We start from the raw sequence: 25,604 nt of genomic DNA, 5'->3' as shown, positions 1-25,604 counted from the left end.
GGTCCTTACTACTTAACGGGCCAGCGCGCCGATGCTTGCACGCCGCTTCGTGTCACCCCGCCGTCCGAGCGACATTCCAGGGGCCGGGCGACGGGGCGCTCGTCCCGGACCCGCGCGTCCCGGGCCGCGCATCCCCATTCTTCCAGGGGCCCCGAGGTGACAGGCTGCCCAGCCTCGGGTGTGGGCCCGTACGAGAATGGGAGGAGCGCATGCGGACGCGGAAGCTGGGGTCATCCGACCTGGACATCACCCCCCTGGGCTTCGGGGCCTGGGCCATTGGAGGGGGCGGTTGGCAGTTCGGCTGGGGCTCGCAGGACGACGCGAAGTCCATAGAGGCCATCCGGCGCGCGCTGGACTCGGGCATCAACTGGATAGACACCGCCGCGGTGTATGGACTGGGGCACTCGGAAGAGGTGGTCGCGCGCGCCCTCGAGGGCCGGGGTCAGCGGCCGTATGTCTTCACCAAGTGCGGCATGGTCTGGGACGCGCAGGGGCGCATCTCCAAGGTGCTCAAGGCGGACTCGGTGCGCCGCGAGTGTGAGGCCTCGCTGCGCCGGCTGAAGGTGGACGCCATCGACCTGTACCAGTTCCACTGGCCGGTGGAGTCGCTGGAGGAGATTGAAGAGGGCTGGAAGGCGATGGAGGCCCTGAAGCGCGAGGGGAAGATTCGCTGGGCGGGCGTGAGCAACTTCGATGCGAAGCAGCTCGAGCGCATCCGGGGCATCGCGCCGCCGACGTCGCTCCAGCCGCCCTACTCCCTCATCCACCGCGACATCGAGAAGGACACCCTGCCCTTCTGTGAGCAGCACGGCATCGGCGTCATCGCCTATTCGCCCATGGCCTCCGGCCTGCTGACGGGTGCGATGACCCGCGAGCGCGTGGCGGCCTTCCCCCAGGACGACTGGCGCCGCAAGAGCTCCGACTTCCAGGAGCCGAAGCTGACGCGCAACCTGGAGCTGGTGGAGCTGCTCCGGAAGGTGGGAGCGCGACATGAACGCTCGCCCGCGGAGGTGGCCATCGCGTGGACGCTGCGAAACCCCGTCGTCACGGGCGCCATCGTCGGCGCGCGCAGCGCCGGGCAGGTGGATGGCTTCATCCAGGCCGGGGACTTCCGCCTCACCACGGACGAGGTGCGCGAAATCGAGGACTTCTTCCGAGGACAGCGCGCGTCCTAGGACAGCGCGTCGAGTTCCACCTCGACGGGTGGACGGATGCCGAAGGGGTGCAGGTGGCAGTTGGACACGTTGAGGAAGCGAGTCGGCACGTCGGGCAGGGACTGCTCGCCTGGGGACTCGTGGATGTGGCCGTAGACGTGGAGGCGCGGACGGACCTGCTTCACGCGGGCGAGCAGGTCCTCGCAGCCCACGTGCGCGCCGAGGAACGTGCGGTCCCCCAGGCACTTGGGAGGACCGTGCGTGACGAGCACGTCGAGTCCCTCGGGGATGAGGTCCCAGTGCGTGCGGATGTCGGCGCCGCGCTCGCGGTTGAAGGCCATGCCGCCGAAGCGGGGCGTCACCGGTGAGCCCCAGACGCGCAGGCCTCGGACGAGCACCTCCTCGTCGTCGAGGTAGTGCACTCCCGCCTCGTGCGCGAGCCTCCGCGTCAGCTGCGGGTCGCGCTCGCAGATGAAGTCATGGTTGCCGGCGACGAACACCTTCTCTCGTGCCGGACAGCGGGAGAACCAGCCGAGGAAGGACTCCAGCTCCTCCTGCTTGCCTCGGCGGGAGAAGTCACCCGCGTGGATGAGCACGTCGCACACGGGGACCTCGAGCTCCTCGTGTCGTCGATGCGTATCGGAGATGAGCACCAGCTTCATGCGTCGCCCCTTGCGGACCTGAGGGGCGACGCTACACCGACGTGAGGGGAACCGCGTGGAGTTCCCCTCACGGTGTCATCGCGGGGTCAGTTCTTGAGCAGCTTCGTCAGGATGCTCTCGTGCGCCTGGAGGCGCTTGTTGGTGGTGTCCTGCTCCACCGAGAGCCGGGACACCTTCTCGTTGACGTGGAACAACCCCCGGCGCATCTCCGAGGCGTTGATGCCCATGGTCGCGGCGAGCTTCGCGAGCGTCTCCACGGACTCCTCGAAGCCCGCGCGCACGACGCGGAGGTCCCGGGAGAAGAGGTCCATGCGCTCGTTCATCTCCTCGAAGAGGCGGTCCGAGCGCTGGAGCTTGACCTCCATGGCCTGACACCCGGTCTCCAGGATGCCGAGTCGGGAGTCGATGGCATCGAGCCTTCTGTCGATGCCCTCCAGTCGTGCATGCACGACCTCCATCTTCCGCTCGAGGGCGTGGACCTTCACCTCCAAGGCCTCCACCCTCTGCTTGAGCAGAGCCACGTCTTGTTTCAGTTCATGGACGTCGACCCGGATCTCCTTGACGTCCTGCTGCAGCCCGCCGACGTCGCCCTTCAGTCCGCTGACTTCCTGTCGCGTCTCCCCGATGACCACGTGATGCTCGTGGACCATCTCCCTCAGCTCGCCGTACTCCCGTTGCACCGCCTGGAATGACTGCCTGAAGTCCGCGTGGCTCCGGTCCAGCGCGTCCAGGTTCACCCGCGTCCTGTCCATGTGCTGCGACAGCTTCGCGATGGCCGCGAGCGACTCCTCATGCGCCTTGCGCAGGCGCTCCCTCAACTCCTCCATCTCCCGTTGGTACATCGGCCCCAGTCCCCCACCGTCATTGCGCGCCATCTCGACGTCCTCCTTCGAGCGACCCCATGTCGCTTTCCAGGTGGAAGGCACCCTACCAAGCCAACCTGACATGGAGGAAAAGCGGTAGACAACCTCAAGGGTAGTCACCGGAAATCGCGACGAACCCGCCGCGAACCCCCGGAGCGCGCCCCCTCGCCTGTCACACCGAGGACGCCTTCCTGGAGGAAGTGCTGGCTTCCGGGATGGCGGAGGGGGTGTGCCGGGTTAGAAGCGCCGTGCACTTCCTGAAGACCCGCGAGGACCGCATGAAGCGTCGTACCCCGCTTTCCCTGTTGGCGCCCCTGATGCTGGTGGCCAGCCAGCCCGTCTGGGCCCAAGCCCCTGCCCCCTCCCCTTCCGCCGCCAAGGCCCCCGCCCCCGCCGCGAAGGCCGCTGCCCCCGCCCCCAAGGCCGGCTCGCTCTCTCCCGTGACGAGCGTGGAGGGCATCACCGAGTACCGCCTGCCCAACGGCCTGCGCGTGCTGCTCTTCCCCGACCCGACCAAGCCCAACGTCACCGTGAACGTGACGTACTTCGTGGGCAGCAAGCACGAGGGCTACGGCGAGACGGGCATGGCGCACCTGCTCGAGCACCTGCTGTTCAAGGGCACGCCCACCACGAAGAACGTGCCCCAGGCGCTCACCGAGCGCGGCGCCCGGCCCAACGGCACCACGTGGCTGGACCGCACCAACTACTTCGAGACCCTGCCCGCCACCGACGAGAACCTCCAGTGGGCGCTCTCGTTCGAAGCCGACCGCATGGTCAACAGCTTCATCGCGAAGAAGGACCTCGACAGCGAGATGACGGTCGTCCGCAACGAGTTCGAGTCCGGTGAGAACGACCCGGGCAGCATCCTCCAGGAGCGCGTGCTCAGCGCCGCGTACATCTGGCACAGCTACGGCAAGTCGACCATCGGCGCGCGCTCGGATTTGGAGAACGTCCCCATCGACCGGCTCCAGGCCTTCTACCGGAAGTACTACCGCCCGGATAACGCGCTGCTCGTCGTCGCCGGCCGCTTCGACGAGGCCAAGGCGCTGGGCTACATCCAGGACACCTTCGGCAAGCTGAAGAAGCCCGCCGAGCCCGTGCCCGCCACGTACACCGCCGAGCCCACCCAGGACGGCGAGCGCGAGGTGACGCTGCGCCGCGTGGGCGACAACCCCATGCTCGCCAGCGTGTACCACGTACCCGAGGGCGCCCACCCGGACTTCGCGGCCATCGACGTGCTGACGCTCGCCATGGGGCACAACCCCTCGGGCCGGCTCTACAAGTCGCTGGTGGAGGGCAAAAAGGTCGCGAAGGTGTCCGCGTACAACCTCCAGTTCCGCGACCCGGGCGTCATCGGCTTCAGCGCGGAGCTGCGCGAAGGCCAGCCGTTGGGCCCCGCGCGCGAGGCGCTCATCAAGAATGTGGAGGAGGCCGCTCGCAAGCCCTTCACCGAGGAGGAGGTCACCCGCGCGAAGACGACGCTCCTCAAAATCATGGAGCTGACGCTCAACAACTCCGAGCGCGCCGCCATCGGCCTGTCCGAGTGGGCCGCCACCGGCGACTGGCGCCTGATGTTCCTGCACCGCGACCGCATCGAGGCGGTGAAGCCCGAGGACGTCACCCGCGTCGCCACCACGTACCTCAAGTCCTCCAACCGGACGATGGGCTCGTTCGTGCCGACGGCGAAGCCGGATCGCTCGGAGATGCCGGCGCCGGTGGACCTGGCGAAGGTGCTGGAGGGCTACAAGGGCCGCGCCGCCGTGACGCAGGGCGAGGCGTTCGACCCCTCCCCCGCCAACGTGGAGGCGCGCGTGCAGCGCGGTGAATTGCCCGGCGGCATGAAGTACGCGCTGCTCTCCAAGAAGACGCGCGGCGAGATGGTGAACGCGTCGCTGTCCTTCCACTGGGGCACCGAGGCCAGCTTGCGCGGCAAGGCGGACGCGGCGGCGTACACGGGCCGCATGCTGATGCGCGGCACCCAGAAGCGCACGCGCTCGCAGCTGCAGGACGAGCTCGACAAGCTCAAGGCCCGCGTGAGCGTGGACGGTGGCCTGTCCGGAGCCACGGCCAACATCGAGTGCCCGCGCGCCAGCCTCCCCAAGGTGCTGGAGCTGGTGGCGGAGGTGCTGCGCCAGCCCGCGTTCGACGCGAAGGAGTTCGCGCTGCTCAAGCAGGAGCGCCTGGCGGACCTGGAGGCCCAGCGCAGCGAGCCGGAGACCCAGGGCAGCATCGCCTTCTGGCGCACGCTGTCGGGCCACTACCCGAAGGGCCACCCGTACTACGTGCCCACGCTCGACGAGCGCATCGCGGGCGCGAAGAACACCACGCTCGAGCAGGCGCGCGCCTTCCACAAGCAGTTCTATGGCGGCTCCAACGCGGAGCTGGCCGTGGTGGGTGACTTCGAGCCGAAGGAGCTGACGGGCGTCGCGAGCAAGCTCTTCGGCGGCTGGAAGAGCCCCACGCAGTACCAGCGCGTGCCGGAGGTGTTCAACGACGTGGGCGCCAAGGCCCTGGTCCTGGAGACGCCGGACAAGGCGAACGCGTACTACTACGCGGGACAGACGCTGCAACTGCGTGACCAGGACGAGGACTGGCCCGCGCTCATGCTCGGCAACTTCGTGCTGGGCGGCGGCTTCCTCAACTCGCGGCTGGCCACGCGCATCCGTCAGAAGGATGGCCTGTCCTACGGCGTCGCCAGCAGCCTGAACCCCGGTGACATCGACGCGGTGGGCACGTTCATCACGTACGCCATCTACGCGCCGGAGAACGCGTCGCGGCTGGAGCTGGCCATGCGTGAAGAGGTGACCAGCGCGCTGCAGAAGGGCTACTCCGCCGAGGAGCTCGAGAAGGCCCGCGCGGGTCTGCTCGAGTACCGTCAGGCGGGACGCGCGCAGGACGGGGGCCTGGCACGCAGGCTCGCCAGCTACCTGTACCTGGGCCGCACGCTCGCGTTCGACGCGGAGCTGGAGCAGAAGCTCGCGAAGCTCAAGCCGGAGGACGTGCGCCAGGCCATGGCGCGCCACGTGGACTGGACCAAGGTCACCCAGGTGAAGTCCGGTGACTTCGTCGGCGCGGAGAAGAAGGCCAAGGTCCCGGTCGCGCAGTGATGACCTGACGACGCGCTCTCTCGCGTCACCCGCCCCGAGGTGCCAGCACGGCGCCTCGGGGTTTTTCATGTCCGCGTGGCGTGAATCAGGAACGGCGTGGAGTCGGACCTCGACACCGTCCTATTTCGAGGCGTCTTGCTTCTCCTTCTGGATGATGTCGTTGCACAGGCCCACGCACTCGTCGCAGATCTTCACGTTGATGCCCGCGATGAGATGCCTCACCTCGCGGAAGTACTTCTCGCAGAACGAGCATTGGAGGTTGATGCCGGGACGCGGTCCCTGCATTTCGCTGGCGATGGTGCGGAGCCACGGAACACCCCAGGCCGCCAGTGACTTCTCCTCGTCATAGGGAAGGCCCGGAGCGGAGCGGTCCCATTCGTGGACCGTGTTCCTCTCCACGCGGGCCCAGCTCCCATCCGGTGCCACATCCAGGGCCCAGGTCCCGGGCTTGCGTTGCCCGTCCTCGTAGATTCCCAGATGCACCACCCGGTCCTCCGGACCGAGCACCGCATAGAGCCCCTCCTTGCGGTCGAATGAGACGCCCTCCGGCAGACACGAGCGGTCGAGCCTGTCCTTCTTGTCCATGAACTGGCACCTCTTCCCGCGAGGCGGATGGAGGAGCGGACCCACGTCGGTGCGGGAACCCGGCGGTCCACACGCGACGTTAGCCTTTTCAGGTGAGGCTTTCTCTCGGGCGGCCCGTGTCCCGTGCGGGCTACGGGCTCACGCCGCCACGGTGGGCTCGGGCTTCGCCGCGCCCGAGCGGTGCCGCAGGAACGCGCACAGCCACGCGAGCGTCGCCGCCGCCGCCAGCACCCCGCCCATGGGACGCGCGGTGCCGTCATCGAGCGCGCTCACCGCCCACGACGCCGTGGCCGCCGCGGCGAACTGGAGCGCGCCCAGGAGCGCGGACGCGAGCCCCGCGTGCGCGGCATGCCGCTCCAGCGCGATGGCCACCGAGTTGGGTCCCACCAGGCCAATCGTCGGGACGAACAGGAACAGCGCCGCCGCCAGTCCCCACAGGCCTCCTGCCCCGCTCCACGTCACGGCGAGGACGACCAGCGCCGTGAGCCAGCACCACGTCAATGCCAGACGCAGCATCCGGTGCAACGGGATGACGCCGAGCAGCTTGCGATTGAGCTGCGCCATGGCCACCAGCCCCACCGCGTTGGCGCCGAAGAACCAACCAAAGTCCTGCTCCGGAACACCATGCAGCGTGATGAACACGAAGGGCGACCCGGCGATGTACGCGAACATCCCCGCGTACGCGAAGCCGCCCGCGAGCGCCGGGCCGACGAAGTCCGCGTCCTTCAAGAGTGCCCCCAACTGCGAGCGCACGCTGCGCGGCCCCGAGTGCGCGGGCGCCGTCTCAGGCAACACCCGCATCGTGGCCACCAGCGCCACCACGCCGATGCCCGCCAGCAACACGAAGATGGCGCGCCAGCTCGTGTACTGGAGCACCAGCCCTCCCAACAGCGGCGCGAGCACCGGCGCCACGCCCACCACCAACATCAACCGCGACATCGTCCGCGCCGCGTCCGCGCCGGACCACAGGTCGCGCACCACCGCGCGCGGTGCCACCAGCGCCACCGCCCCACCCAACGCCTGGAAGAAGCGCATCGCCACCAACGCCGTCGCCGAGGGCGCGAGCGCACAGCCCAGCGAGCCCAGCACGTACACCGCCAGCCCCACGTACAAGGGCCGCGTGCGCCCGAATCGGTCGATGAGCGGCCCCGTGAAGAGCTGCCCCAGCGCCAGCCCCGCGAAGCACGAGGCGAGCGTGAGCTGGATGACCGAGGCCGACGAGTGCAGGTCCTCCGCGATGCGCGGCAGCGCCGGCAGGTACATGTCGATGGACAGCGGCGCGAACGCGGTGAGCGTCCCCAGCAGCAGCTCCATCGACAGCGTGCCCGAAGGGGGCGACTTCTTGGTGAGCGGGTTCATGCCAACTCGAGCGTGAGGCGCGCCCTCGTGGGGCGTGCGCGTCCATCGGGGCTCCGGGCCTCGCACGGTCGCTCGCGCGCGGCGCGGGGGACGACGTGTCGGGGAGGACTTCGGAGCGGCTTCATCGTGAGCGGTGTGGATAGCGGCGTGGACGTCGGCTGACCAGCACTCCCCACCGTCAACGGTGTGTTCCCCGCCGCGAACAATCCCAGCCTCCCAAGGGCCGGCTTCCGGGGAAGCGCCCGCCTCCCACCTCCACCCCCAGGAGCCCCGCCCGGCGGAAGCCGGCATGTCAGACCCTCCGGTTATTCATATCCCCGTCGCGCACACGGGGGAGCAGGGCCTCCCAAGAGACTCGAGCTCTCCGTAGCGCCCTCACCGCACGGCCAAGGCCCGCCCTCCGTGTGTGCGACGCCAGTAGGGGCGACGAACCACCGAGGGGGCATGGGCCCGCCTCGTGAAGAGGGGGACTTGGAGCGACCGCGCGGGGACGCGAGGCGCTTTGGCAGCAGGACCGGCGTGCCGAGAGGAGGCCCGCCCGACATTCTTGGATTCGCCATCCAGGCCGAGGGGGGAAGCCCGTCGTACGGGACTGAACCTCACGGAGGATGGCCGGTGCGCGCGAGGCAGGCAGCTCCTCAACCCCTCCCACTGCCCGCCTCGCGCGCTCCCGTAAACCTTCCCTTTGCTTGCCAAGGGCGTCCGCCGGAGACATACGGACACGCACGGTCGCGGCGCGCCCGGAGCCAGGGTGCTCGGGGCGCCATGACGGAATGCTCGGGCCCGGTCAGGCCCGGTGGCCCTCCGGCGACCCTCGTGAGCGATGGGACTCCGGTACGACGTCATCGTGGTGGGCCTGGGCCATGCCGGCAGCGAGGCGGCGCTCGCGTGCGCGCGGCTGGGCCTCTCGACGCTGGCAGTCACCCTGAAGCGCGAGCGCTCCGCGGTGATGAGCTGCAACCCCGCCGTGGGCGGCACCGCCAAGGGCCACCTGGTGCGCGAGCTGGACGCGCTCGGCGGACAGATGGGCCGCGTGGCGGACCTGGCCGGCACGCACTTCAAGATACTCAACGCCTCCAAGGGCCCCGCGGTCCAGGCCACGCGCATCCTCTGCGACCGCGAGCAGTACGCCGCGCTGATGCAGGACGTCCTCTTCCACACCCCGAACCTGACCGTGCGCGAGGGAGAGGTCTCCGCGCTGGTGACGGAGGGTGGCCGGGTGACGGGCGTGCGGATGGGCGACGGCACCGACGTGGCCGCGTCCGCGGTGGTGCTCACCACGGGCACGTTCCTCCAGGCGCTGATGCACGTGGGCGAGAAGAAGGAGGTCGGCGGACGGCTCGGGGATGACGCGGCCAAGGGCCTGTCGGATTCGCTGCGCGGCCTGGGCTTCACGCTGGGCCGCTTCAAGACGGGGACGCCGGCCAGGCTCGCTCGCGCGAGCATCGACTGGGACCGCGTGGAGCCGCAGCCCGGTGACTTCCCGCCGCGCCCGTTCTCCTGGCGCACGCGCGTGGAGCAGGCCTCCGGAGTGCCGTTCCCACGTCAGCGCGAGGTGACGTGCGGCATGACGCAGACGACGCTCGAGACGCATCGGGTGCTGCGCGACAACCTGCACCGCTCGCCGCTGTACCAGGGGGAGATTGTCGGCCGGGGCCCGCGCTACTGCCCGTCGCTGGAGGACAAGGTGGTGCGCTTCGCGGACCGCCAGCGGCACCAGGTGTTCCTCGAGCCCGAGGGGCCGGACTCCCCGCTCGTGTACCCGGCGGGGCTGTCCACCAGCCTGCCCGCGGACGTGCAGCTCGACTTCCTGCGCACCATCCCCGGGCTGGAGAAGGTGGAGGTCGTGCGCTTCGGCTACGCGGTGGAGTACGACTACTCGCCGCCCACGCAGCTGCACCCCACGCTGGAGACCAAGTCCGTCGCGGGCCTGTACTTCGCGGGGCAGCTCAACGGCACCTCCGGCTACGAGGAGGCCGCCTTCCAGGGCCTGTGGGCGGGGCTCAACGCGGCGCTGCGGGTGAAGGGCGAGCCGGCGCTCGTGCTCGGCCGCGACGAGGCGCACGGCGCGGTGCTGGTGGATGACCTGGTGACCAAGGGCGTGGACGAGCCGTTCCGCATGTTCACCAGCCGCTCCGAGCACCGGCTCAAGCTGCGCGAGGGCAACGCGGACCTGCGGCTGGCGCGTCACGGGCACCGCGTGGGGTTGTTGCCGCGCGAGGCGCTGGAGCGGGCCGAGGCGCGGCAGCGCGCGGTGACGGAGGAGGTCACCCGGCTCAAGCGCACGGGCCTGGCGGCGAGGCTGAAGCGGCCCGAGGTGACGTACCTGGCGCTGGGGGAGGGGAGGGCGGACTGGCCCTCGGTGGGGGAGGACGTGGCCGAGGAGGTGGAGGTGGAGGTGAAGTACGAGGGCTACATCGCCCAGGCCGCGCGGGCGGCGGCGCGCGAGTCGGAGGCCACGGACCGGTGGCGGATTCCGGAGGGCTTCCGCTTCGGCGAGGTGCGGGGGCTCAGCAAGGAGGCGGCGGAGAAGCTGGCCTCGCACCGGCCCTCGACGGTAGGGCAGGCCCGGAGGATTCCAGGGCTGACACCCACCGCGGTGTCCCTGCTGCTGGTGGCGCTCAAGCGCGTCTCGGGGCCCTCGGGCGGCGGGGACGGACACCCCCTGGAGTGATCAGGACTGGGGGTGTGGATAACGTGTGGGAAACTTTGGGGATGAAAATCCCCTGAATGATTCCGGGGGGTTGAGACTCCGCCGGCTGTGGAGGGGCTGTGGATAACACGCGGTTCGACGATCTGCTGGCATCCGGTTGCCAGGCGCTGGGCGTGTCGGTGGGGCAGGACGTGGGGCCCCGGTTGCAGCAGCTGATGGCGGAGCTGCTCAAGTGGAACGCCAAGGTGAACCTGACGGCGATTACCGCGCCGGAGGAGGTGCTGGAGAAGCACTTCCTGGACTCGCTGGCGGTGCTGCCGGAGGTGACGGGCGCGGCGTCGCTGTTGGATTTGGGCGCAGGTGCGGGCTTCCCGGGACTGCCGTTGAAGATTGCGCTGCCGTCGCTCGGCGTGACGCTGGTGGACACGGTGGGCAAGAAGGTCGCGTTCATCAAGGCGGCGGCGGCGAGCCTGCGGTTGCAGGGCGTGCGCGGGCTGCATGCGCGCGCGGAGGGACAGCCGGAGACGGAGGGCATCCCTCGCGCGGAGCTGCTGATTGCCCGCGCGTTCATGGACCTGCCGGATTGGTTGGGATTGGCGCCCGCGTATGTGGCGGAGGGCGGGCGCGTGGTGGCGATGCTCGGCAAGGCGCAGACGGACGCGGAGCTGGCGGCGCGCGCCGAGGAGCGCGAGCTGCGCGTGGTGTCCGCCCGTGCATACCGGCTGCCGTTCTCCGGCGCCGAGCGTCAGGTCGCGGTGTTCGCGCGGCGGTAGGGCAGGGGAGGGGAGAAGGCTCCCTCTTGAGTGAGCCGCTTCCCGCTCGTCCTCGACACGGTAGGGGGGCTCACGACGAACGTCACGTTGGCCGGTTACATCGCGTGCCACGGAGATGTCGTCGACACTGTCTTCGCGACGGCAGCGATGAGTTTGCCCATCCACCCGCGGAGCTGGGAGTCGCTTCGGTGACGCGGGGTTGTCACCATGCGTCCCGGAAGATGCGGGCCGCGCTCCTCGACCTGCGACGTCCTGGAAGATGGATATCTCCCGGCGGATGAAGGTCTTCGAGCGCGCCATCCAACGGGCGCTCGAGGGCCCCGCGCTCGACACCGAGTCCGGGCCTCGTTGCTCGTGGAACCCACCAGGAAGTGGAAGGCGCTGAACCCCTGAGCACGGTGGGGGAGGGGAGGGGTTGTGAGGCCCTTCTCCTGAGTCGTGTGCGTGAGTGGGCGCCTCGGACAACGGTCATCGAGTTGCGATGGATTGGGGTGGACCGAGGGCTCATTCGAGCAACTGTTGTGAGGTTTCAGCGGTCGTCGCCGGAGTGAGTGAAGACCGTGGATGTCGACGTTAGGTCCGAGGTGGAGGTGTCCTGGATGAAGCCGCTTCCGACGGACCGCCCCGTGGTGTGGGGCGATGACGAGCCCTCGAATCGTTTCATTGTCGCCGCCGCGGAAGTCCCGCTCGCGGACTTCGAGCGACGCTGGGGGCCCGCGCATCAGCGGGATGCGGATGGCGACGGCTGGGGACCCACTCGTTATTGGGGTTGGCGCGCGGACTGTGGCTTCAAGTTCGTCGTCGCATACCTGGAAGTGAAGAACTTCTTCCAAGTCATCGCGCGAGAGGACGAACTGGACCATGCGCTCGCGCACCTCGACTGGTGGCGGGGTGAGGTGGTGTGGCGATTGGATGCCGACGAGCCTCGCGCCAAGGACGGCTGGGCGGTGTACCGGCAGGACGACACGGGCAATCGCCATGATGTCTGTGTGATGGGCCAGCGAAGTCATGCCGAGTGCCTGGCGCGCAGGTTGGAAGCGCGGGCGCACAAGCAGTGGTACGCGGTGGAGGCGCGTGGAACACCGCCGGTTCCTCCGCCGCGTCCGCGTGAGGGTTGGGCCGTGGTCCGACAGGATGAGCACGGCAATCGCGCGGAGGTGGCCGTGTTCTCCAGTGAGACGCGCGCCCGGGAGCTCGCCACCGCGTACGACGCGGAGCCTCGACACAAGCAGGCCTACTTCGTGGAGCACGTGCCTCCGAAGTTCTGAGTCGTGGGTAGGACCTTCAGGGTCGAGTGCACGGCGAGCGTCTGGCGTCAGGCTCGCTCGCCGTTCTTCCGGGTGATGCGCTGACGATGGGGTGGATTCCTGCCATCGCATTGCCGTTCGGGAACCTGGAGATGCCGGACAGCGCCATGCTGACCGCACCTCGTCGAGCGCGTGGTGCGCGCATCACCGCTGTCACTCGGGTGGATGCCGTCCTCGACGAGAGGATGGAGCTGGCATGGACATGGGCAAGATGAGGGTGGCGCGCCCGACGCGGAGTCTCGCGCCCGTGGTGAGGTTCTATCGGGAGGGACTCGGCTTCGAGCTGCGAGGAGGCTTCGAGGACCATGCGGGCTTCGACGGCGTGATGCTCGGTTGTCCCGGACTGCTCTACCATCTGGAGTTCACGGTGGAGCGAGGCCACGAGGCTCCGCGTGCGCCGTCGAAGGAACACCTGTTGGTCTTCTACGTGCCACAGCGGGACGAGTGGAAGGCGAGGGTGAAGCGCATGGTGCAAGCGGGCTTCGAACCGGTGCGCTCACACAATCCCTATTGGGACGTGAATGGGATGACCTTCGAGGACCCGGATGGGTACCGCGTGGTGCTCTATCAAGGTGAGTGGACGCGGTAGTGCGGTGCATGCGTCGGCTCGGTGAGGCGTCACTGCTCGCGTGGATGCGGCTCCAGCGCAGGTGTTCGCGAACGTGCGTGAGTCGATGCCGCGTGAGGTATTCGTGCGCTCCACGCACCCGGGTGAGCGCGGCTTGGACGCGCATCGTCTCCGTGAGGATGAGAACGCGTGTTGAAGCCGGGCAGCCGAGGTGACGAGCGCTCTCCGAAGTGAATCGGTGCACATGCGAGGAGCCCACGGTTCGCTGCATCGACGCACGCGCCAGCCTGTGCTCCGAAGCGCCAGGCAGTGCCTTGCTCGGAGTCCAACACGGGGTGCGTGCGTGCATCCGCTCCGTTGGATTCGGTGGGGTGCGGTGCGCCGGGTGCGACGTCGAACGGCACGCGTCGAGAGCATGCGAGCGTTGCCTGACTTCGCGTTGCCGAGAGGTCGACAGGGTCGCAAGAGCCTTATCGATGAGGTGGTCTGGGATGAAGCCTCGAAGATGGCGGTGAAGACTTCGTCAGCCAGTGCTTGCTGTGCAGCCGCGGTGAGGTCCCGCCAATCCGCGCCCTTCGAGACAGTGGCTGGAACACCGCCGCGCGAGGTACTCGATGAGGTCCCCCCAGAGGTGAGCGCGCTGGCCACTGACTCATGCATGAGTCGATGCTCCCCGGCGGGGTGGAGCAGTCAGCAGCGGAGGGATGGAGGAACTGCGCGCAGCGAGCACGACGACTCGGTGGAGACGGCCCAGGGCTCGATTGCACCACTGCATCCGGAGCAGGGTTGAAGCCGACGGGTTGTGGCCAGGTGCAACGCGTGTGAGCGAGCTTCGGCTGCGCGGGATGCCTCAACCCTTCGAGCTGATACGGCCGTGCCTTCAGCCAACCGATGAGGGATTCGGTCTGTCGCATGGGGGCCATGTCGCAGCGGAGAGTCGACGAGCAGCCGTGCGAGCCGGGCCCTGCTCCAACTGGCAGTACTGCGGGCCCGAACGACGGCACCCTTGCTTGCTCGCAGCGGTTCGAAGCGCCGTCTGATGACGGGTCGCCGAACATGAGGACCGAGTCGCCTCCGGACAGTGCCACCCACGCTTTCGTGCAGCGATTCGAAGAGCGGGTTGCCACGTGTGAGGAACGCGGATGCGGACCGAGTCGCTGACCTGGTGTGGAGACCGCCGGGTCCCATGCGTCGGGTCCGGGACTGCGGTCGGTGGATGCGAGGCCTCTCTGCACGTGGAGCGGGACCACGGTCCATGAAGCGGAGGCGCGCCGTCAGTGCCTTCGGTGACGATTCGAGAAGTGGGCCGATGCCAGTTCGCGTTCGACTCGGTCCGCGACTGCGGAACGGGCAGCAGCGACCTGTGGCCGGTGGTTGTCCCCACCATCACGATGCGCTCAACCGGAAGAGGGTGCGGCGAGTGGATGGCCGTCTTCGCGGGAGGCGTAGACACCGCAACGAAGACTCAGGCCACCACCGGATGGATACGAAGCAGGTCGAGCAGTCCGCCGATGACCACGAGGCGTTCCACGTGGAACGCGATGCGGCCATGCAGGTGGGCCTCGGTTGAGGGAGGTCGACACCTTCGCGATGCCCATCGATTCGATGGGCGACAAGGTCGACGAACTTCCTCGTGAAAGGGGCCGGGCAGCAGAAGTCAGTCCTCGTGCCTTCACCACGCTGGAAGTGACGCAGGCCGATGGGCATCCGGGGACCGCGTGGCGTTCCACATGGAACGCGCATCCGCATGCGGCGTGTGCCGGCGCATCGCTGACCCCGAAGCCGCGAAGGTGAAGAGGTCCGCGCCGAGGCCGTGGTCCATGCGGAACGGCGCATCGCCTGTGGCGTGTGCCAGCGACCTCACCGCCACGAAGGTGGAGACGTCCGCACCGAGCCCATGTCCTGTTCCACGTGGAACCGTGCATCCACATGTGGCGTGTGCCGGCGCCTCGCGGGTCTCACCGCCACGAAGTTGAAGAACTCCGCCGCGGGGCTACGTCCTGTTCCACGTGGAACCGTGCATCCACATGTGGCGTGTGCCAGCGGCGTCACCGCCACGAAGGTGAAGAGCTCAGCCCCGAGGCCACGTCCTGTTCCACGTGGAATCGTGCATCCGCATGTGGCGTGTGACGGCGCCTCGTGGGCCTCACTGTCACGGAGGTGAAGAGTTCCGCCCAGGGCCATGGCCTGCTCCACGTGGAACCGTGCAGTTGCATGCGGCGTGTGCCGGCGCTTCGCGGGTCTCACCGCCACGAAGGTGGAGACGTCCGCATCGAGGCCACGCCGTGTTCCAGTTCGAACCGCACATCCACATGCGGCGCGTGCCGTCGTCGCGCTGGTCGCGCAGCCATGAGGTGAAGCGGTCCGCACCAGGCGATGCCGTGTTCCACGTGGAACGCACACCCGCATGCGGCGCGTGCCGTCGTCGCGCTGGTCGCGCAGCCATGAGGTGAAGCGGTCCGCACCAGGCGATGCCGTGTTCCACGTGGAACGCGCACCCGCATGCGGCGCGTGCCGTCGTCGCGCTGGTCGCGCAGCCATGAAACGGAAGCGGTCCACACCAAGGCCATGCCGTGTTCCACGTGGAACGCGCACCCGCATGTGGCGCGCGCGCACTCCTCTCGCCTTGTCGCCATGAGGTGGAGCGGTCCCGCGCCAGGCCATGTCGTGTTCCACGTGGAACGTGGATGAGCACCGCGCAGAAGCCCGATGAAGGAAGCCGACGAGTTGGCCGTTCCACGTGGAACGTGGAGGCAGGCCATGAAGGTGCGAGTCACTGCCGAGGCTCCAGCACGAACCAGGAAGAAGGGCAGGGGTTTCGTCCGGGCCCACGGTTGAGTGAGGCGCGGCCACGCGAGGAACGGCGAAAGGTGCACGTGGATGGAGACCTGTGAAGGCGATGCCAGTTCCACGTGGAACGTGGATGCGCCGGAGAAGGTGGCATCGGGTCCGAGGTCGCACCGCCACGAAGCTCGAAGACGGATGCGGCGACCCCACGTGTTCCACGTGGAACGTGGCGTGGCTCCACAGGTGCCGCCCGTACCGATGTGAAGAGGTACTGGGAAGCAGGCCGATGCTGGTTCGTGTTCCACGTGGAACGAGGATGGGCTCAGCCAGCGGGACGCGCGGTCATCACGAGAAGCAGGCGGAGGCCTTGTTCGTGTTCCACGTGGAACGTGGAGAGGCTCCGCAGGTGCTGCCCGTATCGATGTGAAGAGGCGCGGGAAGCAGGTGGACGCTGGCTCGTGTTCCACGTGGAACGAGGGTGAGCTTCAGCCAGCGGGTGCGTGCACGCTCATCATGTGGAGCATCACGAGAGGCAGGTGGGTGCCTGTTCGTGTTCCACGTGGAACGTGGATGAGTTCCCGCGAGCGGGTACGTGCGCGATCATCACGAGAAGCAGGTGGGCGCCTGTTCGTGTTCCACGTGGAACGTGGATGGGCTCAAGCCGGCGGGTGCGCGCTCATCACGAGAAGCAGGTGGACGCCTGTTCGTGTTCCAGGTGGAACGTGGATGGCCAGCATGGGCGCGCTCAGGCACCCATCGATGTGGCGCGATGGGGACGGCAGGTGGGGACCTGTTCGTGTTCCACGTGGAACGTGGATGCGCATCGCGAGCGGGTGCTCGCACAGGTGCCACCTGGGTTCGAGCCATGAAGGGTCGAACCATGTTCCACGTGGAACGCGGGATGGATGCCGTCCGGTCGGACCGAGCAAGCCACCCCATCGATGAAGGCTTCGATGACGACTCCACCGTTCCACGTGGAACGCGCATGGGCATCGAAAAGGCGTGCTCAGGCATGCCGCCAGTTGGGCTCGCGCGTGGAGGGTTGTGCCGTGTTCCGCGTGGATGAGCGTCACAAGGTGGTGCACGCGCAGGCCGTCACCTGGGTTGACCGTGGAGGACCGTGTCGTGGTCCACGCGGAGCGCGGAGCGGAGACCCCCAGGCATGTCCTGCTCGAACGCGGCGAAGAGGCTGACGAGAAGGCGCCGATGCGACTCCACCGTTCCACGTGGAACACGCAGGGACGTCGCGAAGCTGTCGCGGGCGTGGTGTGGCATCGGCGCGAAGTGGTTCGCGAAGCAGCGGAAGTCCGAACCATGTTCCACGTGGAACGCCACGGGATGAGTCCGCGCACGCCCCGACCAGCAGCACGCCAGAAGCTGGCGATGCTGGGACGTGTGCCTCGTGGAACCCGGATGCGCACCGCGAGGTGAGCGGATGACGACGTCGCAGCGGTGATGCGCGGCACGACACGCCAACAGGTGGTCTGGCCGTTCCACGTGGAACGTGGAGGCGGGACATGAAGGCGCGCGGTGACCGAACGGCATCGGCGCGAAGTGGTGATGGGGGCCGATGGATGGCCAGCCCGGTTCCAGGTGAAGCGTGGATGCGCGCGGCACAGGTCCAGATGTCTGGACGTTCAGATGTCTGGGCGTTCAGGGGCGCATCACCGCGAAGCTGTGAAAAGTCAGCGGAGGCCAGTCCCTGTGCCAGGTGGAGCACGGATGCTCGCGATGCAGGGCTCGGGTTCGGATGCCGCATCGCCGCGAAGTCGCGAGACGTCGATAGAGGTCAGTCCCTGCTTCCCGTGGATGGGGCGCATGACGGTCCACGCCAGCGGTGACACGGCGTCGATGCGTGGCGGCGAGGAGGAGTCGATAGATGCGGGTCCCCGTTCCGCGTGAACGTGGATGAGGTGATGCAGGCCGGTGGTTCGGATGCGGCATCAGCGCGAACCAGGGGGAGGGCGATGGGCGGTCGGTCCTCGTAGAACCTGGATGAGGGACAGGAAGGTCCAGCCACACGCGACCGGGCCTCGGTGGGGAGCCGCGAGAAGTCGATTCCCGTCGGCCTCGGGTCCAGGTGGAGCTCGGATGCGACACTGAGGTCCAGACCAGGCGGGACGCGACCGCAACTCGAAGCCGCACGAAGTCGATGGAACCCAGCTCCTGCTCCATGTGGAGCCCGGATGCGGAGCATCAAGGCTCAGCCGTCCATCGCGCGGCCTCGGTCCGAAGCGGCGTGAGCTCACGTCGATGCGCCGAACCGAGCTTCGCGGGGACGGGCCTCACCGAGGTCTGCGCGACCTGTCACGACATCGGTCTGAAACGCGGGTGGACGTCGCGAAGGCGGATCCTCGTGGCGCCGCGTCGGTGAGACGCAGCTCGAGAAGCCGGCCGCGGGCTTCGTCGAACCTCACATGAACTCCCCTCAAGAGCCACGCTGCGCTGTTCACGTGATGAGGCCAGGCCCTCGTTCAGGAGGTGCTCGAGGTGCGCGCCGAAAGGTCATCGTGTTCCGCGTGGAACGCCCGCCCGGTTCGCGTGACGGAAACACCCACCCACGCTCCACGCGGAACCTCGTGTCCGGACTCCTCCCGTCCCCGCGTCCACGCGCGGCCACCCGCTCCGGAAGGAAGGAAGACCCCATGCCGCCCCACGACGACGCGACGCTGTCCGACATCTCCAAGCGATGGAAGTCCGCGCTGCTCATCGAGAGCTGGCGGTCACTCCCCGCCGCGTCGCGCGAAGAAGTCCTCGCCGACATGGAGGACTCAGCTCGCACGCTCCGCGACCACGACCCCAAGCTGTCCGAGTCCTACGTCGCCGCGATGGACGCGCTCGATGTCGTCGGCCTCGATGGAACCCTGCACCTGTGGACCCAGGCCACGGACGACGTACGGCACCTGCTCGACGAAATCACGCGCCTGCGCGCCGAGCTCCAACGCGAACGCACCCGCCTCAGGTAGCCGCACGCGCCTCCTTATAAGGAGGGCATCCGAGCGAGCCCGTTGCGGCACCGTGGACCCAGGATGCCAGGGCACCGCTCGCCGGGTTCTCCAGCATGAAGACGGCTCTTCCAAGTCTTCGGAATCAGGCCGTTTGGAAGGCTGGCAGGCCCTCGGATGAAGCGTTCGCGCAACGTGCGCCGCGAATTTGATCCGACACCGAGGCGCATGTTAGCAGCGGGATCAGCGTGCAACCGTGCACCGCATCACGCACGGCGCCTGGCTCTCGCCGGGCATGAGAGAGGATGGGGCTCGTGGGTCGAATCATCTGCATCTCCAATCAGAAGGGCGGCGTGGGCAAGACGACCACCGCCATCAACCTGGCCGCGAGCCTGGCCTCCGCCGAGCGCCGCACGCTCCTGGTGGACATGGACCCGCAGGGCAACGCCGGCAGCGGCCTGGGCCTCAAGCAGGACAAGCTCCACGGCACCATCTACGACGCGCTCCTCAACGGTCGTCCCATGAAGGAGCTGTTCCACCCCACCGAGCTGCGCTACCTCCAGGTCGTCCCCGCCACGCCCGACCTCACCGGCGCCGAGGTGGAGCTCGTCGGCCAGGAGAACCGCGAGTTCCGCCTGCGCGACGCCCTGCGTCCGCTCGCCGCCGAGTTCGACTACATCATCATCGACTGCCCGCCCTCGCTCGGGCTGCTCACCCTCAACGCGCTGTCCGCCGCGGACTCCGTCCTCATCCCGCTGCAGTGCGAGTACTACGCGCTCGAGGGCCTCTCCCAGCTGACGCACACCATCGACCTGGTGAAGCAGGGCCTCAACCCGGACCTGAAGATGGAGGGCATCCTGCTCACCATGTTCGACGCGCGCGCCAACATCGCCCACCAGGTGGTGGAAGAGGTGCGCGGCTACTTCAAGGACCAGGTCTTCCAGGTCGTCGTCCCGCGCAACGTGCGCCTGTCCGAGTGCCCGTCCTTCGGCAAGCCCATCATCCTCTATGACATCAAGTCGAAGGGCTGCGAGAGCTACCTGGCGCTCGGCCGCGAGTTGATGAAGCGCGACACCCCCAAGTCCCCCCGTCAGGCGCCTCGTCGTCGGGTGGCCTGAAATCTTGCCGCGCGTCGTGCGCCACCGTCACGCCCGGTCCGCTCGCGCCGCCCATGCCCGCCGTGAGTCGACTCACGGCGCCGGAGTCATGTCTTGGTGAAAGCAGACACGCAGAAACGCGCTCTCGGTCGCGGCCTCTCCGCGCTCATCCCCCAGGCCGCTCCCGGTGGCGGCAAGGCCGCCGAGCAGGCCGCGCTCAAGGCGGGCGTCCTCAAGCTCCCGATTGAGTCCATCCACCGGGACAAGGACCAGCCCCGCCATCACTTCGACGAGGAGAAGCTCAAGGAGCTCACCGAGTCCATCCGCGTGCAGGGCGTCATCCAGCCCATCCTCGTGCGCAAGGACCAGGACGGCTACCGCATCATCGCGGGTGAGCGCCGCTGGCGCGCGTCCCAGGCCGCGGGCCTCAAGGAGGTCCCCGCCATCGTCAAGGAGGTGACGGAGGTCCAGGCCTTCGAGCTGGCCCTGGTCGAGAACCTCCAGCGCGCGGACCTCAACCCGATTGAAGAGGCGGAGGGCTACAAGCGCCTCACCGACGAGTTCAAGCTGACGCAGGAGCAGATCAGCCAGCGCGTGGGCAAGGAGCGCTCCACGGTGGCCAACGCCCTGCGCCTGTTGGCCCTGCCCGCGGACGTCAAGGGCATGGTGGCCGACGGCTCGCTGAGCATGGGACACGCGCGCGCGCTGTTGGGCGTGCCCCGGCTGCCGGAGCTGCAGAACCTGGCCAGGCAGGTGGCCGAGAAGAAGCTGTCCGTGCGTGACACGGAGCGGCTGGTCCAGCAGAGTCGCTCCAACGGCAAGAAGGATGCGGGCAAGACGCCGCCGAAGCAGAGCCCGCAGGTGAAGTCCCTGGTGGAGGAGCTCCAACGTCGATTGGGGACGAAGGTCCGGTTGACCGAACGAAGCCCGGGAAAGGGCACCATCGAGGTGGACTTCTTCTCCTACGATGACCTGGACCGGCTGTTGAAGCTGCTCAGGAAGGAGTAGCGCGTGGCGCTCCTTGGCGGGAAGAAAGACGAAGCACCCAGCAGGCCCTTGTTCAAGCGGGAGGAGGAATCCGTGTCGCAGCGCTCTGGTGAGGTCCATACGCTTCTGGGCAAGGGAAGCGAGTTCGAGGGGAAGCTCACCTTCGAGGGGCAGGTCCGTATCGACGGGAAGTTCCAGGGGCAGATCATCACCAAGGACGTGCTCGTCATCGGTGATGGCGCCAAGGTCCAGGCCGAAATCCAGGCCGGCACCGTCATCATCAACGGACAGGTCGAAGGCAACGTGAAGGCGACGCAGATCATCGAGCTCAAGACGCCCGGCCGCGTGAAGGGCAACCTGGAGACGCCGTCCCTGTCGATGGACCGGGGCGTCATCTTCGAGGGCTCGCTGAAGATGGAGAACCTGGGCGGCAACACCCGTCCTCCTCCTCCTGGCGGCGAGAAGAAGTAGCCGGTGCGGCGCGCCAGGCACATCGCGTCCGGCGTGGTGCTGGCGCTGCTGTCCGGGTGCAAGGGCTGCGACGGGGGGAAGGACTCCCCCGACGCGTCCTCCCCGGAGCAGACCTCGCGCTCGGGCGTGAAGGTGCCGCTGCCGGAGGGCTGGTCCGCGCAGGTCGCTCCCGATGACAGCTTCCAGGCGGGCCCTCCTGGCCGCCCGGTGCTCCGGGTGGACCTGCGACGCGGCAAGGGCGAGGAGATGCCCTCCGTGGAGGACCTGGCCGACCGGGTGCGCGCGGAGTCGAAGAACTTCGAGGTGTCCCTCGACCAGGAAGAGGAGAAGGACACCTACGCGCTGCTCCGCGTGACGCTGGCGCCCAAGCAGGGTGACGGTGGCGTCGGCGCCGCGGCGCCCGCGCTGTTCGGCGCGCGCCGCGTGGGCAATGACCTGTTCCTCTGCGCGACGCTGCCGGGGGCCACGCCGGAGGATGTGCGGCTGGCCACCGAGGCGTGCCGCGAAATCGAGGTCCAGGCGGCGCAGCCGCGCTGAGCCTCACGGCGCACCGGGCCCCCCGGGCGCGATGTCCCGCTCATCACCGCGAGTCTTCCGCCCACGCGGCGTCATGCCTCGGTGGGTGGGCGCGAGACGCTGGCTCCTCGGGACGCGCCCTTCGACGCACTGCCGCTGCTCCTCGTGGAACATCTCCCTCGGTGCGAGCCGCACGACGCGGGCGGAGACTGCGCTCGCCCCTTCGAGCAAGCGGGCAGGAAGGCCCCGTTCCACTCGCACCCCCCACGAGCGCAACGCGGCGCGCGTCCGCGCGTCTGTCGCTGGGACTGGGACCTCGCGGGTGGGCTGTTGCCACCCGGAAGCGGCTCCGATGCACGGCGGCTCGTGGTGGAGGTGGTCATGGACTGGAGAGCGAATCTCATCGAGGACGACGCGGGCGTCCGGGACGTGCTCACGCGCTCCCGACGGGTGGCGGTGCTGGGCATCCGCCCGGAGAGCCACGCGCACAAGCCCGCGCACTCGGTGCCCGCGTACCTGCAGAAGCACGGCTACGACATCGTGCCCGTGCCCGTGCACGGCGAGACGGAGCCCATCCTCGGGCGGCCCGTGTACCGCGCGGTCGCGGACATCCCCGGACAGGTGGACCTGGTGCAGGTGTTCCGTCGCCCGGAGGACATCGACGCGCACGTGGCGGACCTGCTCGCCAAGAAGCCGCACGCGGTGTGGTTCCAGCTGGGCATCCGCAATGACGCCGCGGCCGAAAAGCTCGCGCGCGCGGGCATCCGCGTGGTGCAGGACCGGTGCATGAAGGTGGAGCTGGCGCGGCTGTCCCAGGAGCGGGAGCTGTCCGGGGCGAGTCCGGCGTGACGCCCGGAAGCAAGCAGGCGTGGCGCGGTCCTGAACATTCCGCGAGCGCCAAGCGTCCCACGCATTATGGAAGGATGGAGTGGGGACTTCCCCATTCCGTCGCGAGTCCTTAACCTTGTCGTTACCCCGGCCCGTGGTGGGTGAACACCCCGACCCATCCCAGGACCTCCACGCAGCGCCCAGCAAGGAGTCCCCGCATGTCGTTCACCGGAATGCTCCCCCTCCACCTTGCCACCGTGGACCTCAGCCCCGTGGGTGAGCGGCTGTTCGCCGCGAGCGGGCTGGCCGTCACCGTGCTGGCCGCGCTCTGGTACGCGTGGACGCGCCCCGTGGCGCAGCCCGTGCCCGTGCGCGTCTCCTCGCGTCGCAACCCGCGCCGCTAGTCGCTCCGGTGTTTGAAGCCCTCGGGCCCGAGGGCCGGGTGACACCCGACCCCAGGCCCGAGTCCGAGTCCGGACGTCTCAGCCGCGCTTGAGCGCGAGCGACAGGGCGAAGTCACCCGCCTCGTCCGTCCACCACGCGGCAAGTCCCAGCCCGGCCGCGTCCAGCTCCGCCTCCACGCGGTGCTGTTCGAACTTGCAGCTGACCTCCGTGCGCAGCACCTCGCCCGCGGCGAAGTCCACGCGGCGCTTGAGCGACTGCATCCACACGGTCTGCTCGCGCCGCGACACCAGGCGCATCTCCACCCAGCGGTTGTGCTCGTCGAAGGGCGCGAAGTGCTCGAACCCGTTCGGGTCGAAGTCCGCGCCCAGCTCGCGGTTGAGCACGCGCAGCACGTTGCGGTTGAACTCCGCCGTCACGCCCGCGCTGTCGTTGTACGCGGCGTACAGCCGCTCGCGGTCCTTGATGAGGTCGGTGCCCAGCAAGAGGCCGTCACCGGGGCGCAGGCCCGAGGACAGCTCCGCGAGGAAGCGCGCGCGCTGCGCGGGCTTCAGGTTGCCGATGGTGCCTCCGAGGAAGGCCACCAGCCGCCGTCCGCCCTGGGGCAGCCGGTTGAGGTGGTGCTCGAAGTCGCCCACCACCGCGTGCACGCTGATGCCCGGGTACTCGCGCGCCAGCGTCCCCGCCGCGCGGCGCAGGAAGGACTCGCTCACGTCGAAGGGCACGAAGCGCGACAGCTGCCCCGCCTCCTCCATCGCGTCCAGCAAGAGGCGCGTCTTCTCGCTGGTGCCGCTGCCCAGCTCGATGAGCGTCGTCGCGCCGCTCAGCCGCGCCACGTCCCCGGCGTGGGCGAGCAGGATTTCGCGCTCGCGCCGCGTGGGGTAGTACTCCGGCAGGCGGGTGATGTCGTCGAAGAGCTGGCTGCCGCGCTCGTCATAGAGCCACTTCGGCGACAGCTCCTTGGGCGTGTTGCACAGCCCCTCGAGCACCTCCTGCTTGAGCGCGCGCCGGGCGTCCCCCGGCCTCACGTAGACCTCCACCTTCACCCCGGGAAAGCCGTTCGGCTTCTCCTCGAGCGTCGTCGTCTCCACCGCCTCCACCATCGAGCTCATCGCCTCTCCTCACGCCTCTGACGCACAACGAAAGCCGGCGAAAATCTGCCGGCGGATGGGGTAGTCCCAGTTGCGGAATCCGTTGCGGACCGCCACCGGTGCGCTCGCCCACGCTCCTCCTCGCAGCACCTTGTAGTCCTCGCCGAAGAACACCTCCGAGTACTCGCGATACGGGAACGCGCCGAAGCCCGCGTAGGGCTGGAAGTCGCTCGCCGTCCATTCCCACACGTCGCCCAGCAGGCCCCAGACCCCCTCGGCGCTCACGCCCTCGGGGTGGCTGCCCACCGGCAACGGGCCCCACGTGTCTCCGCCCAGGTTGGCGTGCGCGGCCGTGGGAGGTGCGTCACCCCACGGGTGCTCGCGTGCCACGTCGCAGGCGCCGTGCGCGGCGCGCTCCCACTCGGACTCCGTGGGCAGGCGCTTGCCGGCCCAGCGCGCGTACGCATCCGCTTCGTACCAGCACACGTGCTGCACGGGGTCGTCCGGGGGCAGCGGCTCCACCTGACCGAAGCGCCTGCGCAGCCAGCGTCCCGCCTGTTGTGGCAGCCAGAACTGCGGATGGGCGAGCGCCTCCGCGCGCACGAAGTCCCAGCCCTTCGGGTGCCACCAGCGCGGCTCGGCGTAGCCACCGTCCTCGATGAAGGCCTGGTACTCGCCGTTGGTGACGGGGTGCGCGTCCAGCAAGAAGGGGCGCACCTCGCGGGTGTGCACGGGGCGCTCGTTGTCGAAGGCCCACGGGTGGGTGCTGCCCAGCCGCGCGACGCCGCCGGAGATGAGCACGGGGTGTCGCGAGACAGGCGCGGGCGCGGGGCGCGCGGGCACCGGCGGCAGGCGGTACTCCACCTCCGTCATCAACTGGAGCGTGGCCGCGAGCGTCTCCGCGTGCTGCTGTTCGTGCTGCGCCACCATGCCGAAGACGTAGCCCCCGGCGAGCAGCGGCGTGTCGCCGTCCTCGGGGACGTGCTCGGACAGGTGCGCGCGCACGGCCTCGCGCACGCGCGCGGCGTAGGCGAAGGCGGACTCGGGAGGGAGCAGCGGGAGCGTGGAGCGCGTGCTCCTGGGATGCCGGAAGGCGTCGTAGATGGTGTCGAAGGCCGGGTCCGTCAGGGCCGGGGCCCCGAGCGCGCGCAAGAGCCACTGCTCCTCGTAGTTGGCCACGTGCGCGACGTCCCAGATGAGCGGCGACATCAGCGGCGAGTGCTGGTTCATCAACACCCGCTCGGGCAGCCCGGCGAGCATGCGCAGCACCCGCGCGCGCGCGGCCTCCAGCTGCGCCCACGCGCGCGCCTTCCACGCCGGCCTCGTTCCATCCCCTGTCGGTGCTGTCGTCGAGCGGCCCATCGTGCGGGACATGGCGGACTCAACCTAGGGAGTGCCTGGGCGAGGAGGTAAGTCCCAGGCCCCCAGGGCCCGAGTCCCCCGTGCTGG

The 25,604-nt window shown here is 68.8% G+C and carries 18 protein-coding genes and 1 pseudogene; 13 read left to right on the top strand and 6 right to left on the bottom strand.

The genetic code is table 11. The features are described 5' to 3' along the window. The first annotated feature begins 209 nt into the window (after positions 1 to 209). The gene (locus tag OWM54_RS21100) at positions 210 to 1,175 is read left to right on the top strand and encodes an aldo/keto reductase (RefSeq protein WP_267698629.1); all 966 of its coding nucleotides are present in this window, start codon (positions 210 to 212) and stop codon (positions 1,173 to 1,175) included. Here the strand turns inward: OWM54_RS21100 and OWM54_RS21095 are convergent. Both OWM54_RS21095 and OWM54_RS21090 read right to left on the bottom strand, forming a co-directional pair. Next, a complete protein-coding gene (locus tag OWM54_RS21095; RefSeq protein WP_223784200.1) occupies positions 1,172 to 1,816 on the bottom strand; it encodes a metallophosphoesterase family protein in 645 nt (214 codons plus the stop codon). The two genes, OWM54_RS21100 and OWM54_RS21095, sit on opposite strands and share 4 nt — an antisense overlap. Positions 1,817 to 1,902: 86 nt before the next feature. After that, entirely contained in the window at positions 1,903 to 2,691 is a 789-nt protein-coding gene (locus OWM54_RS21090) for a hypothetical protein (RefSeq protein ID WP_267698628.1), read from the bottom strand. Between the two features lie 266 nt (positions 2,692 to 2,957). Here OWM54_RS21090 and OWM54_RS21085 point away from each other — a divergent pair, with 266 nt between their 5' ends. Beyond that, entirely contained in the window at positions 2,958 to 5,786 is a 2,829-nt protein-coding gene (locus OWM54_RS21085) for a M16 family metallopeptidase (RefSeq protein ID WP_267698627.1), read from the top strand. 129 nt (positions 5,787 to 5,915) lie between these two features. Here OWM54_RS21085 and OWM54_RS21080 read toward each other — a convergent pair. After that, positions 5,916 to 6,071 (bottom strand): annotated as a pseudogene (locus tag OWM54_RS21080) (ClpX C4-type zinc finger protein); the annotation flags it as partial. A gap of 438 nt (positions 6,072 to 6,509) precedes the next feature. Beyond that, positions 6,510 to 7,730, bottom strand: coding sequence for a multidrug effflux MFS transporter (locus tag OWM54_RS21075; RefSeq protein ID WP_267698626.1), 1,221 nt, complete (start codon positions 7,728 to 7,730; stop codon positions 6,510 to 6,512). An 823-nt stretch (positions 7,731 to 8,553) separates the two neighbouring features. On the opposite strand from OWM54_RS21075, the gene mnmG reads away from it, so the two are divergent. From mnmG to OWM54_RS21020, 11 genes are all read left to right on the top strand, one after another. After that, complete coding sequence (gene mnmG, locus OWM54_RS21070) at positions 8,554 to 10,404, top strand: tRNA uridine-5-carboxymethylaminomethyl(34) synthesis enzyme MnmG (RefSeq protein WP_267698625.1); 1,851 nt, start codon at positions 8,554 to 8,556, stop codon at positions 10,402 to 10,404. A 98-nt stretch (positions 10,405 to 10,502) separates the two neighbouring features. Continuing rightward, the gene (gene rsmG, locus OWM54_RS21065) at positions 10,503 to 11,156 is read left to right on the top strand and encodes a 16S rRNA (guanine(527)-N(7))-methyltransferase RsmG (RefSeq protein WP_223749518.1); all 654 of its coding nucleotides are present in this window, start codon (positions 10,503 to 10,505) and stop codon (positions 11,154 to 11,156) included. A 599-nt stretch (positions 11,157 to 11,755) separates the two neighbouring features. After that, positions 11,756 to 12,424, top strand: a complete 669-nt coding sequence (locus OWM54_RS21060) for a hypothetical protein (protein WP_267698624.1) — start codon at positions 11,756 to 11,758, stop codon at positions 12,422 to 12,424. A gap of 241 nt (positions 12,425 to 12,665) precedes the next feature. Beyond that, a complete protein-coding gene (locus OWM54_RS21055; protein WP_267698623.1) occupies positions 12,666 to 13,052 on the top strand; it encodes a VOC family protein in 387 nt (128 codons plus the stop codon). A 5,411-nt stretch (positions 13,053 to 18,463) separates the two neighbouring features. Continuing rightward, positions 18,464 to 18,784 (top strand): hypothetical protein, encoded by a 321-nt coding sequence (locus OWM54_RS21050; RefSeq protein WP_223750915.1) that lies wholly within the window; start codon positions 18,464 to 18,466, stop codon positions 18,782 to 18,784. Between the two features lie 293 nt (positions 18,785 to 19,077). Beyond that, entirely contained in the window at positions 19,078 to 19,881 is an 804-nt protein-coding gene (locus tag OWM54_RS21045) for a ParA family protein (RefSeq protein WP_046718730.1), read from the top strand. 93 nt (positions 19,882 to 19,974) lie between these two features. Then, on the top strand, positions 19,975 to 20,868 hold the full coding sequence (locus tag OWM54_RS21040; RefSeq protein WP_141325121.1) for a ParB/RepB/Spo0J family partition protein: 894 nt from the start codon (positions 19,975 to 19,977) through the stop codon (positions 20,866 to 20,868). A gap of 3 nt (positions 20,869 to 20,871) precedes the next feature. After that, positions 20,872 to 21,318 (top strand): bactofilin BacM, encoded by a 447-nt coding sequence (bacM, locus tag OWM54_RS21035; protein WP_141325120.1) that lies wholly within the window; start codon positions 20,872 to 20,874, stop codon positions 21,316 to 21,318. A gap of 3 nt (positions 21,319 to 21,321) precedes the next feature. Beyond that, a complete protein-coding gene (locus OWM54_RS21030) occupies positions 21,322 to 21,855 on the top strand; it encodes a hypothetical protein (RefSeq protein WP_223784195.1) in 534 nt (177 codons plus the stop codon). A 360-nt stretch (positions 21,856 to 22,215) separates the two neighbouring features. Next, positions 22,216 to 22,683 carry a CoA-binding protein gene (locus OWM54_RS21025; RefSeq protein WP_223750917.1) on the top strand — a complete coding sequence of 156 codons (468 nt, stop codon included), beginning with the start codon at positions 22,216 to 22,218 and terminating at the stop codon, positions 22,681 to 22,683. Positions 22,684 to 22,880: 197 nt separating this feature from the next. Further along, positions 22,881 to 23,066, top strand: coding sequence for a hypothetical protein (locus OWM54_RS21020; protein WP_223750918.1), 186 nt, complete (start codon positions 22,881 to 22,883; stop codon positions 23,064 to 23,066). A gap of 78 nt (positions 23,067 to 23,144) precedes the next feature. Here OWM54_RS21020 and egtD read toward each other — a convergent pair whose 3' ends face one another. Together egtD and egtB are read right to left on the bottom strand one after the other, a co-directional pair. Continuing rightward, entirely contained in the window at positions 23,145 to 24,167 is a 1,023-nt protein-coding gene (gene egtD, locus OWM54_RS21015) for an L-histidine N(alpha)-methyltransferase (RefSeq protein WP_223751026.1), read from the bottom strand. Between the two features lie 18 nt (positions 24,168 to 24,185). Then, entirely contained in the window at positions 24,186 to 25,529 is a 1,344-nt protein-coding gene (gene egtB / locus OWM54_RS21010) for an ergothioneine biosynthesis protein EgtB (protein ID WP_267698622.1), read from the bottom strand. Positions 25,530 to 25,604 lie beyond the last annotated feature (75 nt).

The sequence above is a fragment of the Myxococcus sp. MISCRS1 genome, from assembly GCF_026626605.1.
Classification (GTDB): Bacteria; Myxococcota; Myxococcia; order Myxococcales; family Myxococcaceae; genus Myxococcus; species Myxococcus fulvus.
Note: the sequence above shows the minus strand (reverse complement) of the source record. Positions and strands in the feature narration are given on the sequence as shown.

Bases quoted from the DNA above. Each gene is read 5' to 3' on its own strand.
- OWM54_RS21100 (WP_267698629.1), top strand. From the start codon at position 210: ATGCGGACGCGGAAGCTGGGGTCATCCGACCTGGACATCACCCCCCTG.
- OWM54_RS21095 (WP_223784200.1), bottom strand. From the start codon at position 1,816: ATGAAGCTGGTGCTCATCTCCGATACGCATCGACGACACGAGGAGCTC.
- OWM54_RS21090 (WP_267698628.1), bottom strand. From the start codon at position 2,691: ATGGCGCGCAATGACGGTGGGGGACTGGGGCCGATGTACCAACGGGAG.
- OWM54_RS21085 (WP_267698627.1), top strand. From the start codon at position 2,958: ATGAAGCGTCGTACCCCGCTTTCCCTGTTGGCGCCCCTGATGCTGGTG.
- OWM54_RS21075 (WP_267698626.1), bottom strand. From the start codon at position 7,730: ATGAACCCGCTCACCAAGAAGTCGCCCCCTTCGGGCACGCTGTCGATG.
- mnmG (WP_267698625.1), top strand. From the start codon at position 8,554: ATGGGACTCCGGTACGACGTCATCGTGGTGGGCCTGGGCCATGCCGGC.
- OWM54_RS21060 (WP_267698624.1), top strand. From the start codon at position 11,756: ATGAAGCCGCTTCCGACGGACCGCCCCGTGGTGTGGGGCGATGACGAG.
- OWM54_RS21055 (WP_267698623.1), top strand. From the start codon at position 12,666: ATGGGCAAGATGAGGGTGGCGCGCCCGACGCGGAGTCTCGCGCCCGTG.
- OWM54_RS21050 (WP_223750915.1), top strand. From the start codon at position 18,464: ATGCCGCCCCACGACGACGCGACGCTGTCCGACATCTCCAAGCGATGG.
- OWM54_RS21025 (WP_223750917.1), top strand. From the start codon at position 22,216: ATGGACTGGAGAGCGAATCTCATCGAGGACGACGCGGGCGTCCGGGAC.
- OWM54_RS21020 (WP_223750918.1), top strand. From the start codon at position 22,881: ATGTCGTTCACCGGAATGCTCCCCCTCCACCTTGCCACCGTGGACCTC.
- egtD (WP_223751026.1), bottom strand. From the start codon at position 24,167: ATGGTGGAGGCGGTGGAGACGACGACGCTCGAGGAGAAGCCGAACGGC.
- egtB (WP_267698622.1), bottom strand. From the start codon at position 25,529: ATGTCCCGCACGATGGGCCGCTCGACGACAGCACCGACAGGGGATGGA.